The organism is Thetidibacter halocola, assembly GCF_018224955.1.
Taxonomy (GTDB): domain Bacteria; phylum Pseudomonadota; class Alphaproteobacteria; order Rhodobacterales; family Rhodobacteraceae; genus Thetidibacter; species Thetidibacter halocola.
Map to the genome: position 1 here is coordinate 239,256 of NZ_JAGTUU010000008.1, position 15,651 is coordinate 254,906.

A 15,651-nucleotide genomic window follows, 5' to 3' on the forward strand; every position below is an offset into this window, starting at 1 on the left:
AGGGCCGCGCCGCCGTCCGGCCCACCCGGACCGGCGGCGCGGCACCATCCGTCATTACCAGTTGTTGTAGCCCAGGAACTTGCCGGACATCTCGATCTTGACGCGGTCGCCCTTGGGGTTCTCGACGCGGGTGATCTTCATGTCGAAGTCGATCGCCGACATGATGCCGTCGCCGAACTTTTCCTGGATGATCGCCTTGATGGTGGGGCCGTAGACGCCGACGATCTCATACAGGCGGTAGATGCAGGGATCGGTCGGAACCGCCTGTTCCCAGATCTTGGTCGGATACTCCTCCAGCACGCTGGCGGCCTCCTGCGGCAGGCCCATGACGGACACCAGCGCCTTGGCCTTGTCGGCGGGCATGGCGTTCATGCCCATGCAGGCGGAATGGGTCCAAACCGGCGACATGTCGATCTTTTCGGCGATCTCCTCCCAGGTCAGGCCGGCCTGCTTCTTGGCCGACAGGATCATCGCGGTGACGTCTTCCTTGGTCATCATCTTGGGAACCTCATAGGTGTCTTTCATGGTTTTCTCCTCTCCTTGTGGGCAAGGGTCTCACAGACCCAGGTCGCTGAGGCCGGGATGGTCCGCGGGGCGCGGGCCTTGGGGCCAGTGAAACAGGCGTTCCGCATCGCTTATCGGAACGTCGTTGATCGAGGCGTGGCGCATGGCCATGTAGCCATGCGCGTCGAACGCCCAGTTTTCGTTGCCATGGGCGCGGAACCACTGGCCGCCCTCGTCGTGCCACTCATAGGCAAACCGGACAGCGATACGGTTGGCCTCATGCGCCCAGATCTCCTTGATCAGGCGGTAGCCCTGCTCACGCTGCCACTTGCGGACCAGAAACGCCTCGACCGCGACGCGGCCGGTCAGGAATTCCGACCGGTTGCGCCAGCGCGTGTCCGGCGTATAGGCCAGCGCGACGCGGGCCGGGTCGCGGGTGTTCCAGGCGTCCTCGGCCATCCGCACCTTGGTTTCCGCCTCTTCAAGGGTGAAGGGCGGCACAGGCGGGCGTGGCGTCGCTGCATCGGTCATGGCAGGCCGCCCTCAGTCGTTGACGGCGCGCAGGCGGCGCGGCGCCCCGTCGCTGTCCGGGTCGGGCTGGCTGTCCTCCTTGGCGGTCAGGTCGATGCGCACGGTCTCTGGGCGCTGGTCCTGCCCCTCGGACGGCTTTCCCGACAGTTCCTTCGACCGCTTGCCTAGGAATTGCACCAAGTGGTTGCGGATCGCGTAATAGTTGGGGTGCTCGATGATCGACGTCCGGTCGCGCGGGCGGGGGATGGTGATCTCGACCGATTCCGCCACGCGGGCAAAGGGGCCGTTCGTCATCAGCAGGATGCGGTCTGCCAGCAAGATCGCCTCGTCGATGTCATGGGTGATCATGAACACCGTCTGCTCGGTCCCGCCCCAGATCTTCAGCAACTCGTCCTGGATCGTGCCCCGCGTCAGCGCGTCGAGCGCGCCAAAGGGTTCGTCCAGCAGCAGCAGCTTGGGATGGTTGGCAAAGGCCCGCGCGATGGACACGCGCTGGCGCATCCCGCCCGACAGCTGGCTGGGCTTGCGGTGGACCACGTCACCCTCCAGCCCGACCATAGCCAGGTATTGCCGGGCGTGTTCCTCGACCCGGGCGCGCGACCACTTGGGATAGCGCGCCTTGACGCCGAAGATGACGTTCTTCAACGCCGAGAGCCAGGGGAGCAGCGAATAGTTCTGGAACACCACGCCACGGTCGAGGCTGGGCCCGGACACGCCGAACCCGTCCATCTTGACCACGCCGGATGTCGGCTCTGCCAGGCCGGCGAGGATGTTCATGATGGTGGACTTGCCACAGCCGGAATGGCCCAGGATGCAGACGAATTCGCCCTTTTCGATGCCGAAGCTCGCGTTCTCGAACACGGTCATCGTGCCACCCTGCCCGTCCGGGAACTGCTGAGTCAGGCGTTCGATCGACAGATACGGTTTGGACATTTTGCCTCTCCTTATTCGACGTAGGCGACGGTGCGCTGGAGAAGGCCAAAGGCCGAATCCAGCATCATTCCGACGACGCCGATCATGAGGATCGAGAAGATGACGGAGGTCAGGTCGAGGTTGTTCCACTCGTTCCAGACGTAATAGCCGATGCCGGTGCCCCCCACGAGCATCTCGGCGGCAACGATCACCAGCCAGGCGATGCCGATCGAGATGCGCATCCCGGTGATGATGGTCGGCGCGGCGGCGGGCAGGATGACGGTGAAGGCGGTCCTGAACGCGCCCAGTTCGTGCGTCCGCGCCACGTTCACCCAGTCGGCCCGCACACCCGCCACCCCGAAGGCGGTATTGATGAGCATCGGCCAGATCGAACAGATGAAGATGACGAAAATCGCGCTGGCCTCGCTGTCCTGGATGATGAACAGCGCCAGCGGCATCCAGGCGAGCGGCGAGATTGGCCGCAGCACCTGGATGAACGGGTTAAGCGCCTTGTAGGCAACCGGCGACATGCCGATCAGGAAACCCAGCGGGATCGCCACCAGCGCGGCCATGAGATAGCCCGACAGAACCCGGTAGATCGAATAGCCGATCTGGATGCCGATGCCCTTGTCGTTTGGCCCCGCGTCGTAGAACGGGTTCGACAGCTGTTCCCACGCCTTGGCGATGACCTGGCTTGGCGGCGGCACGCCGGCGCGCGCCTCGCCCAGGCCCATCAGGCGTTCGTATTCCGTCAACTCGGTCGCTGCCTTCTGCGCCGGAATGGCGGCCTCCCAGATCAGGAGGCCGACCACCAGCATGACGATGGACAGAAGCGCCGCGCGCTGGTTCAGGGATAGCGTCACGCTGGGCATGGCTCAGCCCCGCCCGATGGCAAAGCTGGAGACATAGCCCTCGGGGTTCGCCGGATCGAAGGTCTTGCCCATGATGGTGTGCGACTTGTAGGTGACGTCGGGCGCCTCGTAGCCGAGATCCTCCATCACCTTCTTGGCGTCGGCGGCAAGGTAGACCTGCTCGGCCACGGCGCGATAGTCGATGTCGCCCTCGATATAGCCCCAGCGCTTCATCTGGGTCAGGATCCAGACGCCCATCGAGTGCCAGGGGAACGGGTCGAAGTCGATCCGGTCCGGCACCTGCTGCACGTTGCCAAGGCCGTCGGCATAGGTTCCGGTCAGGACCTGCTCGATCACCGGGACCGGCTGGTTGAGGTAGTTCGTCGGCGCGATTGCCTCGGAAATCTCCTTCCGGTTCTCGGGGTTGCTGGCGTATTGCGTCGCGTCGATGATGGACTTCAGCAGCGCGCCATAGGTGTTCGGCAGTTCGGTGGCGAAGGACAACGGTGCGGCGAAGGCGCAGCAGGGGTGACCCTCCCAGATGTCCTTGGTCAGCGTGTGGATGAAGCCGATGCCTTCCCAGACCGCGCGCTGGTTGAACGGGTCGGGCGAGAGATAGCCGTCGAGGTTGCCGGCGCGCAGGTTGGCGACCATCTCGGGCGGCGGCACGACGCGGATCTGGATGTCCTTGTCGGGGTCGAGGCCGAACTCGGCGACGTAGTAGCGCAGCAGGAAGTTGTGCATCGAGTATTCGAACGGCACGCCAAAGGTGAAGCCCTTCCACTGGGTCGGGTCACGCTTGTCGAGGTGTTCGTTGGACAGGACGATGGCCTGGCCGTTGATGTTCTCGACGGCGGGCATGATGTAGGGCGTGGCGACGGAACCGGCACCCAGCGTCATCGCCAGCGGCATCGGTGTCAGCATGTGCGAGGCGTCGTATTCGCCGGCCAGCGACTTGTCGCGGGCCACGGCCCAGCCCGCGGTCTTGATGACCTGGGCGTTCAGGCCGTAACGGGCGTAAAAGCCCATCGGCTGCGCCATGATGATCGGGGTCGCGCAGGTGATCGGAACGAAGCCGATGTTGAGATCGGTCTTTTCCGGGGTGCCCAGATTGTCGAGGATCGCCGCCTTGGCCTGGTCCAGCGGAAACACCGATGCCAGCGCCGCCGCGACCGTGGTGCCGCCCAGCATCCCCATGAAGGAGCGGCGGCCGATGTCGGAGTGACCGAAAACCGAGCGGACGATCGCGCTTTCGACGGCGCGTTCCAGCATCTCTTCGGAGGACATGGTCTTTTCGTGGTGGGCGTGGCCATCATGCGAGGCCTTGCAGCCGTCACAGCCGCAGTCGGCGCCGTGGCGCAGATCGGTCTTGTCGGAATAGGGATTTCCGAGGCTCTTGATCGTCATGGTGTCACCTCTCGCGTGTCAGATGGCAATAAGGTGACGCAGTGATCGGCGCGGGACGAGGTGGCGCACAAAATTTGTGCAGTCACTTAAGTTATTTATTTACAGATACTTAAGAACACATTTAGAGATCAATAATTACGGTATTTCGTAAATTACGAAAATCCGTAATGACTTTGCCGCAGGGCAGCATAGGTTTGCCTCATGCTGGACACGCTGCGCGACATCGATTCCATCCTGCGCCACCTGCCCGAGGCCGCCGTGCTTCTGGACACGCGGCGCGACCGCATCACCGCCGCCAATGAGGCGGCGCGCAGTCTGCTGGGCACGGACGATCCGGGCGCAGTGCCGTTCACCCGGTTCCTGCCCGGCGCACTGGCCGATTTCATCGTCTTTCTCGAAGAGGTGCAGCATCGCGGCAGCGGCTGGACACGCGCGGTGGCCATGGCCTCGGCCACGGGGACCAAGCTGCATTGCGAGTTGCACGCGCGCTTCATGGCCGAGGCGCCGCATGTGGCGCTGATCCTGCTGCTCGACCTCGACGAGCTGCAGCGCCGCGCGGAAAAGACCGAGGCTGCGGAACTGTTCCGCTCGGGCATCGACAGCTGGAAAAGCGCGCACAGCTTTTTCTCGGAACTGGAGCGGCAGAACCAGCTGATCCTGAACGCGGCGGGCGAAGGCATCTATGGCGTGAACGCCGAGGGCAAGACGACCTTCGTCAACCGCGCCGCACAGGAGATGCTGGGCTGGAGCGCCGACGACCTGCTGGGCCACGACATTCACACCAAGATCCACCACCACCACGTCAACGGCGACCACTACCCGGCGCATGACTGCCCGATCTACCGGTCCTTCCGGTTCGAGCAGGTGCACCGGATCGAGGACGAGGTGTTCTGGCGCAAGGACGGCAAGCCGATCCGCGTCGAATACGTCTCGACCCCGATCTATGACCAGCAGGTCCTGGCGGGCGCCGTGGTGATCTTTCGCGACATCACCGAGCGCAAGGAGAATGAGCGCAAGCTGCGCGAGGCGCTGGAACAGGTGGCCGAACTGCGCGACCGGCTGGAACAGGAAAACGCCTACCTGCAGGAGACGATCACCAGCGAGCGAGCGCACCTGGACATCGTGGGTCAGTCGCCCGCCATCGTGCAGCTGCTGGAAAAGATCGCGCTGGTGGCCGACACCGATGCGACCGTGCTGATCACCGGCGAGACCGGCACGGGCAAGGCGCTGGTCGCCTCGGCCATCCACAAGGAAAGCGCGCGCCGCCGCCGCCCGCTGATCCAGTTCAAATGCGGCTCGGTATCCCCGGACGCGATCGAGGCCGAGCTGTTCGGCCAGATCCGCGGCGCCTTTCCCGGCGCGCTGCGCGACAAGCCGGGCAAGCTGGAACTGGCGCATGGCGGGACGCTGTTCCTGGACGATGTCGAGGAACTGCCGCCCGAGGTGCAAGGGCGGCTGCTGAACGCGCTTCAGACCCGCAGCGTCACGCGGCTGGGCGACACCCGGTCCAAGATCCTGGATATCCGCGTGATCGCCGCGACCACGCTGGCGCCGCAACAGGCGCTGAAGACCGGGCGCATCCGCGAAGACCTGCTGTTCCACCTCAACGTGTTTCCGATCCATTGCATGCCGCTGCGCGAACGGCCCGCCGACATTCCCCTGCTGGCGGCGCATCTGCTGGACCTCGCCTGCCGCCGGTTCAACCGCACTGTCCCCGCGATCACGCAAGGCACTATGCGGCGGCTGATGGATTACGACTGGCCCGGCAACGTGCGCGAGCTGCGCAACGTGATCGAACGCGCGGCCATCGTCTCGCAGGGGCCGAAGCTGATCGTGGAACTGGGCGGCGGCGAGACGCCGGGCGCAGACCAGCACGCCACGGTGCGCACCGATGCCGAGATGCAGCAGCTGATCCGCGCCAACATCGTCGAGGCGCTGCGCGAGACCGGCGGGCGCGTATCCGGCGGAGACGGCGCGGCGGCGCTGCTGGGGATGAAACCCACGACGCTCTATTCCCGCATCCGCGCGCTGGGGATCGGCGACGACGAATGGCAGTGACCGACCCGGTTTGACCTGAGTCAACGCCGCCCCCCCCGGACATATGCGAAATCCAAGATGAATCATATCCCGAGAGGCTGATACCGATGGCCGACATGACCGTTCCCGCCGCCGAGTCGCGGCTTGCGCACTTCCCGGTGACCTTCTTCGCCACCGTCATGGGGCTTGCGGGCCTGACGCTGGCGCTGCACCGGGCCGAGCTGACCTTTGGCTGGGGCCATCAGGCCAGCCACCTGGCACTGGCGGTGACGGTGGCGGATTTCCTGTTGATCGCCGCCTTCTTCGCGGCAAAGGCCGTGCGCCACCCGGCGGCGGTGCGGGGCGAGTGGCACCATCCGGTGAAGCTGGCGTTTTTCCCGGCGATCTCGATCTCGCTCCTGCTGATCGCGACGGCGGCCCGGCCGGAATTCCCCGAGGCGGCGCGGCTGGTCTGGTTGCTGGGCGTCGCGGCGCAGGGCGCGCTGACGCTGGCGGTGATCTCGGGCTGGATCGGGCGGCGGCCGTTCCAGCCGATGCACATCTCGCCCGCCTGGTTCATCCCGGCGGTGGGCAACGTGGTGGTGCCGCTGGCGGGTGTGCCGCTGGGCTTTGTCGAGACCTCGTGGCTGTTCTTCTCGGCGGGGTTGCTGTTCTGGATCGTGCTGCTGACGCTGGTGATGAACCGGCTGATCTTTCACGATCCCCTGCCCGCGCGGCTGTATCCGACCCTGGCGATCCTGATCGCGCCGCCCGCCGTGGGCTTTCTCGCCTGGCTGGCGCTGAACGGCGGGCAACTGGATGCGTTCGCGCACGTGCTTTACGGCGTGACGCTGGTTTTCCTCGGCCTCGTCGCGGTGCAGGCGCGGGAATTCGCCCGCCTGCCCTTCGCGCTGTCGTGGTGGGCGCTGAGCTTTCCGGTGGCGGCGCTGACCGTGGCCACCTTCCGCTATGCGGAGCTGAGCCAGTCAGCGGGACATCGGGTGGCGGGGCTGGTGTTCCTGGCCGCGCTCTGCGTTGTGATCGCGGGGCTGGCGGGCCGCACCCTGCTGGCCGTGGCGCGCGGCGAGATCTGTCAACCGGAGTGAACGCGGCCGGACCTGTGCATGCGAGGGGCTCTGCCCCTCGCGCTCCCCGGGATACTTGAGGCCAGAAGAAGGGCTGGACCCGCTTTCCCTGTCAGGCGGGTTCGCGCAAGACGCGGGGCACCTTGAACTCGACGTTCTCGACGGCGGTCTCGACCTTTTCCACGGTGACGGCGTAGCGGGCCCGGAAGGCGTCGATCACCTCTTCGATCAGCACTTCCGGAGCGCTGGCACCGGCGGTGATGCCGACCGACTTGATGCCGTCCAGCGCGCGCCAGTCGATTTCGGCCGCGCGCTGGACCAGTTGGGCATAGGCACAGCCGGCCTTGCTGGCGACCTCGACGAGGCGTTTGGAATTCGACGAGTTGGGCGCACCCACCACCAGCAGCGCATCGACGCGCGGGGCGACGGCCTTGACCGCCTCCTGGCGGTTGGTGGTGGCGTAGCAGATGTCTTCCTTGTGGGGGCCCACGATGGACGGGAATCGCGCCTGAAGCGCCGCGACGATGTCGGCGGTGTCGTCGACCGACAGCGTCGTCTGGGTGACGAAAGCCAGCCTTTCGGGGTCGCGGACCTGCACGCGGGCCACGTCCTCGACCGTTTCTACCAGCAGGACCTCGCCCTCGGGCAGCTGGCCCATCGTGCCGATCGTCTCGGGGTGGCCGGCATGGCCGATCATGATCATCTGGAGGCCGTTCTCGGCGTGGCGGGCGGCTTCGATATGGACCTTGGAGACCAGCGGACAGGTCGCATCCACATAGATCATCTCGCGCCACGCGGCCTCGGCCGGGACAGCCCTGGGCACGCCATGGGCCGAGAAGATCACCGGGCGGTCGTTCGGGCATTCGTCGAGTTCCTCGACGAACACCGCGCCTTTGGCCCGCAGGTCGTCCACGACGTACTTGTTGTGCACGATCTCGTGCCGGACAAAGACCGGCGCCCCCCATTTACCCAAGGCCATCTCAACGATCTTGATGGCACGGTCGACGCCCGCGCAGAATCCGCGCGGGGCGGCGAGGTAGAGGGTGAGAGGCGGCTTGGTCATCGGGGCTCCGTCGGGCAAGGCGTCGCATAGGCGAGTCAGAAAGACACCTAAACTTTTTTTGCGGCGGTTTCGACACCCTCCGTTCACCACAGAGCCCGAAAGGAATGACGCAGAGAGTGACAAGCCTGTTGGACAGGGGTGCAGACGGCATCGGCCCGGACCACGAGCCATGCGACCGGGCCGCCGATCTGGCCCGGGACAGGATCGCCGAGGCGCTGCTGTGGATCAGGGTGCGCCATGCGCTGGCCGATCACGCACGGCGCGCGCGATTGCGATTTGACAGAGGCCGCCGCAGGCCCATCCTGTGCTAAGGAGCCTCGCAACGGGCGCGGCCGACCGGGTTGCCGAACACAGGACAACATGACCACGCCTATCCGATTTCTTGCGATCCTTCCGTTTCTCCTGCCCGACCTGGCACTGGCGCAGATGCGTGTCGAGGCCGGCCAGGACGCGGGACTTCTGCCCTGGACGGAGGCCGCCCGCGTTGCGAATGGCGCGGCGCTTTATACCGAGCATTGCGCCGCCTGCCATGGCGCCGACCTGCAGGGCCAACCCGACTGGCAGGAGCGCGACGCCGACGGCTACCTACCCGCCCCGCCGCATGACGAGACGGGGCACACCTGGCACCATCCCGATGCGCTGCTGATCCGGATCACGGCGCTGGGGACAGAGGCGATCGTCGGTGGCAACTATCGCTCGAACATGGTGGGTTTCGCCGATGTTCTGGGCGAGGATGGCATCCTCGATGTGCTGGCCTATATCAAAAGCACCTGGCCCGACGAGGTGATCGAGGTTCACGACCAGATCAACGCCCGCGCCGCGGCCTTCGGCAACTGAGCCTTTCCTCGTCCCGCCACCCGTGCCAGACAACAGGCGGGCCATCAGGGAGGAACGGCATGGACGGGAAATGCGCAATCGTGACAGGGGCGGCGCGGGGCATCGGCCTTGCCACCGCAGACCTGTTCCGCGAGGCGGGCTGGCGGGTGGCAATGGTCGACCGGGACAGCGCGGAACTGGCGCGGGCAGAGGCGTCGCGCGGCGATGCGCTGGCGCTGGCGCGGGATGTGTCGAACCCGCAGGACGTGGACGCGATCATGCGCGAGACAGCCGCGTGGGCGGGCCGGATCGACGCGCTGGTGAACAACGCTGGCGTTGCCGAGTTCGGACCCATCGAGGACTGCGATTTCGAGATGTGGCGCCGGGTGATGGCGACCAACCTCGACGGCGTGTTCCTGTGCACGCAGGCGGCAACCCCCTACCTGAAGGAGACGGCGGGCGCGGTGGTCAACATCGCCTCGATCAGCGGGTTGCGCGCCTCGACCTTGCGGGTCGCCTACGGCACGTCAAAGGCGGCGGTGATCCACCTGACCCGGCAGCAGGCGGCGGAACTGGGCGAATACGGCATTCGCTGCAACGCGGTCTGTCCCGGCCCGGTTCGGACAAAGCTGGCGATGGCGGTGCACACGCAGGAGATCATCGACGCCTACCACGACGCGATTCCGCTGAACCGCTATGGCAGCGAGCGCGAGATCGCCGAGGTGATCTGCTTCCTGTGCTCCGACAAGGCGAGCTATGTCACCGGGCAGGTGATCGCCGCCGATGGCGGGTTCGAATCGACTGGCGTGGGTCTGCCGGCGCTGCGGCGCTGATGCTGGAACCGTTCGGATCGGGGCTCTGGCTGGCGGAGGGCGGCACGATCTCAGTCGCCGGGTTTGGCTATCCGACGCGGATGGCGGTGATGCGCCTCGACTCGGGCGCGCTGCTGCTGTGGTCGCCGGTATCGCGCGACGGGCTGATCGAGACGGTCCGCGCGCTGGGCCCGGTGGCGCATATCCTGGCGCCGAACCGGTTGCACCATCTGGCACTGGCCGAGTGGGCCGCAGCCTTTCCGAACGCGCTGCTGCACGCGGCGCCGGGCCTGCGGGTCAAGCGGTCCGACCTGCGCTTCGGCTCGGACCTGGGACAGGCGCCCCATCCCGACTGGGCGGGCCAGATCGATCAGGTCGTCCTGCGCGGCAACGCTGTCGCCGAAGAGGTGGTGTTCCTTCACCGCGCCAGCGGCACGGTCCTGGTGACAGACTTGCTGCAACAGTTCCCGCCGGGCTTTCATCACGGCTGGCGGGCGGTGGTGGCGCGGCTCGACCGGATGGTCGGGCCGAAACCCCGGATGCCGCGCAAGTTCCGACTGGCATTCGGCAGCGGCAAGGCGGCACGCGGCGCTGCGCGCACACTGCTCGATTGGCCGGCAGAGCGGTTGGTGGTGGCGCATGGCGCGCCTGTCACCGCTGGCGCCAAGACCCTGTTACAGGCCGAGTTCGGCTGGCTGGCGGGCAAGGCGGGGTGATGCCCCGCCACGCCATCCGTCACTTGATGCGCTGGCCGTTCGCCAGGACATGGCCCTGGTCGTTGAACTCGATGGTCGAGGTCATCTGGTCCGGCGTGCCCGAGGGCACGGTGAACATGCTCAGCATCATCCGCGCGCCCATCGCGTCATCCTCGGCGAGGATGCCCATCTGGATCAGCTTGTCGATCAGCCCGTTGGCGCCCGAGACGCTCAGGCTGATCGTCCCCTCGGGGCGCGGCATCCCATCGAAGCTTTCTAGGTCGGTGTTGTCGAAGGTCAGGTCGCCCGATCCGGTGATCCGTCCGCCGGCCCCCTCGACCACGAGGCCGGTCAGGGTCAGCGCGTTGAGTTCACCCGGAGGTGCGTCGCCCAGGCTTGCCATCGCCTGCGCGTCCAGCAGGCTGACGAAGGGCGTCACCTGCGCCACCAGGTCCAGCGACACGGTCGCGGGATCGCGCGGCAGGATCGCGCCGGGATCGAACACGTTCCACAGCATCTCGGACATCGCGAACCCGCCCAGCGTCAGGCCTAGCGCGGCGGGTTGGGGTGTCCCGGAGGGCTGAAGCGGCAGGCTGATCGCCAGCTTGGTTTCCGCCATCTCGGCGCTGATCGGCAGCGGCAGTTCCGGGCCGGTCACCGACAGGGAGGTGCCCTTGCCGCCCAACGCGTAGGTCAGCGCGTCCTGCGTGAAACCGACCGAGATGTAGCCCGAGGAAGCCGAGGTCTGCCCCGAGGTCGTCCCGGCCTTTTCGGTGACCGAGAACTGCATCTCGCCGCCCTGGTGGCCAATCGTGCCGGAGCCGGCGAAACCGGCTGCGACCGCCGCCTGCATGTCGGTCATGTCCACGGCCTCGGGCAGGGTCGTGCTGCCGATCATCGACACGCCGCGCAGGCTGCCGGCAAAGGTGCCGCCCTCGCCGCTCTCGGGATCGTTGGCGACCGCCGTGTAGCGGATGTCGCCCATGGTGAAATCCTGCGCGATCGAGCGGGTGTCGCCATCGCGCGTCACGGTCGAGGTGCCGTCGAGCGGCCCCATCGCCACCTCGAACCGCGCCATGTCGCGGGTGACTTCCTCGCCGTCGACGAACAGGGATCCCAGCACCATCGCAAGGCTGGTGGCGGCATAGTCGTAGGTCATGGCGTCGGGATCGCCGGAGACGATCAGTTCCAGCGCGTCATGGGTGTAGTCGATCACCATCTCGACCTGTTCGCCTTCCGAGGTCACGTCCACGGCGACCGGCATCTGCTCCGGGAAGGTCACCGTCACGGATCCGTCGCTGCGCCCGGTCAGGGTAACCTCGTCCATCGAGATGGTGACGTCGCCGCCGCCCTCCTCGGTTTCGGGCATGGTCATTGCGATGGTGATGCCCGTGACTGTCAACTTGTCGCCAAAGGTCGATTCGGTGGCCTCGACTACGTAGCCGAACCCTTCGAGATACGCCTCGAGATCGTCCCAGACCTGCTTCGGGGTCACTTCCGCCAGCGCGGGCGCCGCCACGGCGCACAGCGCCAGCGCCGTCGCGCCGGTAAGCCGTTTCATGATCCACCTCTCCTGTGATGCGGTTCTTGGCGCCACTGTCGACCTCGCCGGGGCCGGGGTCAAGGCACTGGATTCCCGACCCCACAGGCCTTAGGCCTGTCGCACGGGCCGCAAGCCAGACGGAGGATCCCATGGACCTGACAGGAAAGACCGCGCTCATCACCGGCGCCAGCCGCGGCATCGGCGCCGCCGCCGCCCGTGCCTTTGCCGGGGCCGGGGCCCGCGTGGCGCTGGTCGCGCGCTCGGCCGACGCCATCGCGGACCTCGCCGGAGAGATCGGGCCGGCCGCCGTCGCCATCCCCTGCGACATCGCCCGCTACTGGGAGGTCGAGCAGGCGGTGCGCAATTGCCTGACGGCGCATGGCTCGCTCGACATCCTGGTGAACAACGCGGGCGCCATAGAGCCGATCTCGCACATGGCCGAGGCCGATCCCGACGCCTGGGGCGAGGTCATCGACGTGAACCTCAAGGGCGTCTTTCACGGCATGCGCGCCGTGCTGCCGGTGATGCTCGAGGCCGGGGGCGGCACGGTCCTGACCATCGGCTCGGGTGCCGCGCACAACGCGGTCGAGGGCTGGTCGCATTACTGCGCGTCCAAGTCCGGCGCCCTGATGCTGACCCGGATGGCGCACAAGGAATACGGCGACAAGGGCATTCGCGCCCTGTCGCTGTCGCCCGGCACGGTCGCCACGCAGATGCAGCGCGATATCAAGGCGAGCGGGATCAACCCGGTCAGCCAGCTGGACTGGTCCGACCATATCCCGCCCGACTGGGTGGCGCGGGCGCTGCTCTGGATGTGCGGCACCGAAGCCGACGAGTTCCTCGGCGACGAGGTGTCGCTGCGGGACGAGGACATCCGCCGCAAGGTCGGTGTCGCATGATCCGGCTCGAGCAGGACGGCGGCTTCTGGACCGCGACCATCGACCGGCCCGACAAGGCCAATTCCCTGACGCCCGAGATGCTGGAGCGACTCTGCGAGATCGCCGAGGCCGCGCGCGACGCCCGCTGCCTTGTGCTGACCGGGGCGGGCAAGGTGTTCTCGGCGGGCGCCGACCTCGACGCGGCCAAGGCTGGGATGGCGGTCTCGCCCCTGTGGGAACGGCTCTCGGGGGCGCTCTCGCGGCTGGACGCGCTGACCATCTGCGCGCTCAACGGCACGGCGGCGGGCGGCGCGATGGGGATGGTCCTGGCCTGCGACCTGCGGATCTCCGTGCCCGGGGCCAAGCTGTTCTACCCGGTGATGAAGCTGGGCTTCCTGCCACAACCCTCCGACCCGGCGCGGCTGGCCGCACTGGCGGGGCCGAGCCGGGCAAAGATGATCCTGATGGCGGGGGCGAAGGTCCCGGTGGAAGAGGCGCTGACCTGGGGGCTGGTCGACCGGATTGTGATCGGTGACCTGATGGCCGAGGCCCGCGCGCTGGCCGCCGACACGCTCGGCGCCACGCCCGACCACGCGGCGGCGATCAAGGCGCTGATCCGCCGCAATCCGGCCTAAGTCACGGCGCAGACGCGCGGGATAGCCCGCCTGGGCGCGGAAACGCTTGCCAGCGAAAGCAACTTCCCTACTGTTTTCCGAAGGCAGATCGGTGCCGGAGGATACGTCATGGAATACCGGATCACGTCTGCTACCGAAGCGCCGGACAGGGCGGCGATGGACGATCTGCTGCTGGAATACAAAGGCGTCATCCTGAAGAAGTTCGCCGCTGCCGGCGGGCCCGATCTTTACACCCCGCAAGACCTCTATGCCTCGTTCTGGCCCAACCTGCACAAGGTCCTGCCGCCGATTGGAAGGCTGATCCTCGTCCATGATGAGAATGACCGGCTTGTCGGCTGCGGCACACTGCAACAGGCAAGACCAGACGCCGGCGAGTTGAAGCGGCTTTACGTCCGTCCCGAGGCCAACGGCCACGGCCTCGGCCGCGCCATCGTTGCCGCGCGGATGGATGCGGCACGCGCGATGGGTTGGCGGACGCTGCTGGTGAACGCGATCATCGGCAACCAGGACATGCTGCGGATCTACGAAAGCCTCGGCTTTCGTCGCATCGAGCGGTTTCCCGAATGCTCGGACCCGATCGAGGTGGCCGAGTTCTTTGTCTACATGCAGTATGATTTCTTCTGACAATCCGGCCCGGTCAAGGCGCTGATCCGGCACAATCCGGCGTGGCGCGAGGTCAGGCGGCGGGTTGCCCTTGCGCCGCTTTTCCCGTCGTCGCAGCCTGACGGCATGGCAGAAGGAGACACCGATGGCCGACCTGATCTTCTACACCAACCCCATGTCCCGCGGGCGCATCGTGCGCTGGATGCTCGAGGAACTGGGCCAGCCCTATGAAACCCGCGTGCTGAACTACGGACCCGAGATGAAGGCGGCCGATTACCGCGCGCTCAATCCGATGGGCAAGGTGCCGACGGTGGTGCATGGCGAGGCCGTCGTCACCGAATGCGCGGCGATCTGCATCTATCTTGCCGAGGCCTTCCCGCAGGCGGGCCTGTCGCCTGCGCCCAGCACCCCGGCGCGCGCGGCCTTCCTGCGCTGGATGTTCTTCGCCGCCGGGCCCGTCGAGACGGCGGTGGTGAACAAGTCCTTCGGATTTGCGTTGCCAGACGATCCACAGGCGCACACCCGCGCCGGCTGGGGCAGTTTCGACGACGTCTGCGACGCGCTCGAAGCGATGCTGTCCGACGGGCGAGACTACGTCACGGGCGAGGCGTTCAGCGCGGCCGATGTCTATGTCGGCGCGCAGATCGGCTGGGGCCTGCAATTCGGCACCTTGCCCGAGCGTCCCGGCTTTCGCCGCTACGCCGAGGCGCTGGCCACACGCCCCGCCGCCATCCGGGCGCGCGAGATGGACGATGCGCTGATGAATGATGGTGGACAATAACGGTGGTTTTCGTCACGGAAAGAACGTATGAGTTTTGGCGCTATTTTAGGCTCAGCACTCATAGCCAATAGATGACGGTTGCGGCGAGAGCGATGGCGGAGAAGAAGGCCTTTGGGCATCGGTCACATCTTGTTGCCACACGCTGCCGATCCTTGAGCCTGCCGAACATGATCTCGATGCGATTGCGCCGTTTGTAACGCCGCTTGTCATGTTTCACGGCCGTCTTGCGTTGTTTTTGTCCGGGAATGCAGGCGCGTATCCCCCTGTCTTGCAACGCTTCCCGGAACCAGTCGGCGTCGTAGCCCTGGTCCCCAAGCAGCCAGTCGACATCGGGCAGGCTGCTGAGCAGTGCCCGCGCCCCGATGTAATCGCTGACCTGTCCGGCGGAGACGAAGAAGTTGATCGGGCGACCTTTGCTATCGCAGATGGCATGCAGCTTGGTGTTCATGCCGCCTTTGGAGCGACCGATCAGGCTGACCTGAGACCCATTTCCTCCTCCAATTTGAGGTAGAGTCCGTG

At 66.4% G+C, this 15,651-nt stretch carries 16 protein-coding genes and 1 pseudogene; 9 read left to right on the forward strand and 8 right to left on the reverse strand.

What is annotated here, in order from left to right:
* Positions 1-54 precede the first annotated feature (54 nt).
* Genes cynS through KB874_RS19295 form a run of 5 tightly spaced genes read right to left on the reverse strand, consistent with a single transcriptional unit; the run spans position 55 to position 4,205 of the window.
* Positions 55-525, reverse strand: coding sequence for a cyanase (gene cynS / locus KB874_RS19275; RefSeq protein ID WP_249200634.1), 471 nt, complete (start codon positions 523-525; stop codon positions 55-57).
* Between the two features lie 30 nt (positions 526-555).
* Positions 556-1,035, reverse strand: a complete 480-nt coding sequence (locus KB874_RS19280; RefSeq protein WP_212538187.1) for a nuclear transport factor 2 family protein — start codon at positions 1,033-1,035, stop codon at positions 556-558.
* A gap of 12 nt (positions 1,036-1,047) precedes the next feature.
* On the reverse strand, positions 1,048-1,968 hold the full coding sequence (locus tag KB874_RS19285) for an ABC transporter ATP-binding protein (RefSeq protein WP_212538188.1): 921 nt from the start codon (positions 1,966-1,968) through the stop codon (positions 1,048-1,050).
* Between the two features lie 11 nt (positions 1,969-1,979).
* Entirely contained in the window at positions 1,980-2,819 is an 840-nt protein-coding gene (gene ntrB / locus KB874_RS19290) for a nitrate ABC transporter permease (protein ID WP_212538189.1), read from the reverse strand.
* A gap of 3 nt (positions 2,820-2,822) precedes the next feature.
* The gene (locus KB874_RS19295) at positions 2,823-4,205 is read right to left on the reverse strand and encodes a CmpA/NrtA family ABC transporter substrate-binding protein (RefSeq protein WP_212538190.1); all 1,383 of its coding nucleotides are present in this window, start codon (positions 4,203-4,205) and stop codon (positions 2,823-2,825) included.
* 201 nt (positions 4,206-4,406) lie between these two features.
* On the opposite strand from KB874_RS19295, the gene KB874_RS19300 reads away from it, so the two are divergent.
* Together KB874_RS19300 and KB874_RS19305 are read left to right on the forward strand one after the other, a co-directional pair.
* Positions 4,407-6,263, forward strand: a complete 1,857-nt coding sequence (locus tag KB874_RS19300; RefSeq protein WP_249200636.1) for a sigma 54-interacting transcriptional regulator — start codon at positions 4,407-4,409, stop codon at positions 6,261-6,263.
* An 86-nt stretch (positions 6,264-6,349) separates the two neighbouring features.
* Entirely contained in the window at positions 6,350-7,327 is a 978-nt protein-coding gene (locus tag KB874_RS19305; RefSeq protein WP_346346575.1) for an SLAC1 anion channel family protein, read from the forward strand.
* Positions 7,328-7,418: 91 nt separating this feature from the next.
* Here KB874_RS19305 and ispH read toward each other — a convergent pair whose 3' ends face one another.
* Positions 7,419-8,369: a 4-hydroxy-3-methylbut-2-enyl diphosphate reductase gene (ispH, locus tag KB874_RS19310; RefSeq protein WP_212538191.1), complete on the reverse strand. Its 951-nt coding sequence runs from the start codon at positions 8,367-8,369 to the stop codon at positions 7,419-7,421.
* Between the two features lie 360 nt (positions 8,370-8,729).
* Here ispH and KB874_RS19315 point away from each other — a divergent pair, with 360 nt between their 5' ends.
* Genes KB874_RS19315 through KB874_RS19325 form a run of 3 tightly spaced genes read left to right on the forward strand, consistent with a single transcriptional unit; the run spans position 8,730 to position 10,713 of the window.
* Positions 8,730-9,206, forward strand: coding sequence for a c-type cytochrome (locus KB874_RS19315; RefSeq protein WP_346346576.1), 477 nt, complete (start codon positions 8,730-8,732; stop codon positions 9,204-9,206).
* Between the two features lie 59 nt (positions 9,207-9,265).
* Positions 9,266-10,018 (forward strand): SDR family NAD(P)-dependent oxidoreductase, encoded by a 753-nt coding sequence (locus KB874_RS19320; protein WP_212538192.1) that lies wholly within the window; start codon positions 9,266-9,268, stop codon positions 10,016-10,018.
* On the forward strand, positions 10,018-10,713 hold the full coding sequence (locus KB874_RS19325) for a DUF4336 domain-containing protein (protein ID WP_212538193.1): 696 nt from the start codon (positions 10,018-10,020) through the stop codon (positions 10,711-10,713). Before KB874_RS19320 ends, KB874_RS19325 begins: the two co-directional genes overlap by 1 nt.
* Before the next feature lie 19 nt (positions 10,714-10,732).
* On the opposite strand, the gene KB874_RS19330 is transcribed toward KB874_RS19325, so the two are convergent.
* A complete protein-coding gene (locus tag KB874_RS19330; protein ID WP_212538194.1) occupies positions 10,733-12,253 on the reverse strand; it encodes a hypothetical protein in 1,521 nt (506 codons plus the stop codon).
* 131 nt (positions 12,254-12,384) lie between these two features.
* On the opposite strand from KB874_RS19330, the gene KB874_RS19335 reads away from it, so the two are divergent.
* The 4 genes from KB874_RS19335 (at position 12,385) to KB874_RS19350 (ending at position 15,132) form a co-directional block, all read left to right on the forward strand.
* On the forward strand, positions 12,385-13,134 hold the full coding sequence (locus KB874_RS19335; protein WP_212538195.1) for an SDR family oxidoreductase: 750 nt from the start codon (positions 12,385-12,387) through the stop codon (positions 13,132-13,134).
* Entirely contained in the window at positions 13,131-13,748 is a 618-nt protein-coding gene (locus tag KB874_RS19340) for an enoyl-CoA hydratase/isomerase family protein (protein WP_212538196.1), read from the forward strand. The genes KB874_RS19335 and KB874_RS19340 overlap by 4 nt, the downstream gene beginning before the upstream one ends.
* Before the next feature lie 108 nt (positions 13,749-13,856).
* Positions 13,857-14,372, forward strand: a complete 516-nt coding sequence (locus tag KB874_RS19345) for a GNAT family N-acetyltransferase (protein ID WP_212538197.1) — start codon at positions 13,857-13,859, stop codon at positions 14,370-14,372.
* Positions 14,373-14,496: 124 nt separating this feature from the next.
* Positions 14,497-15,132 carry a glutathione S-transferase family protein gene (locus tag KB874_RS19350; protein WP_212538198.1) on the forward strand — a complete coding sequence of 212 codons (636 nt, stop codon included), beginning with the start codon at positions 14,497-14,499 and terminating at the stop codon, positions 15,130-15,132.
* Between the two features lie 58 nt (positions 15,133-15,190).
* On the opposite strand, the pseudogene KB874_RS19355 reads toward KB874_RS19350, so the two are convergent.
* Positions 15,191-15,610 (reverse strand): annotated as a pseudogene (locus tag KB874_RS19355) (IS5 family transposase); the annotation flags it as partial.
* Positions 15,611-15,651 lie beyond the last annotated feature (41 nt).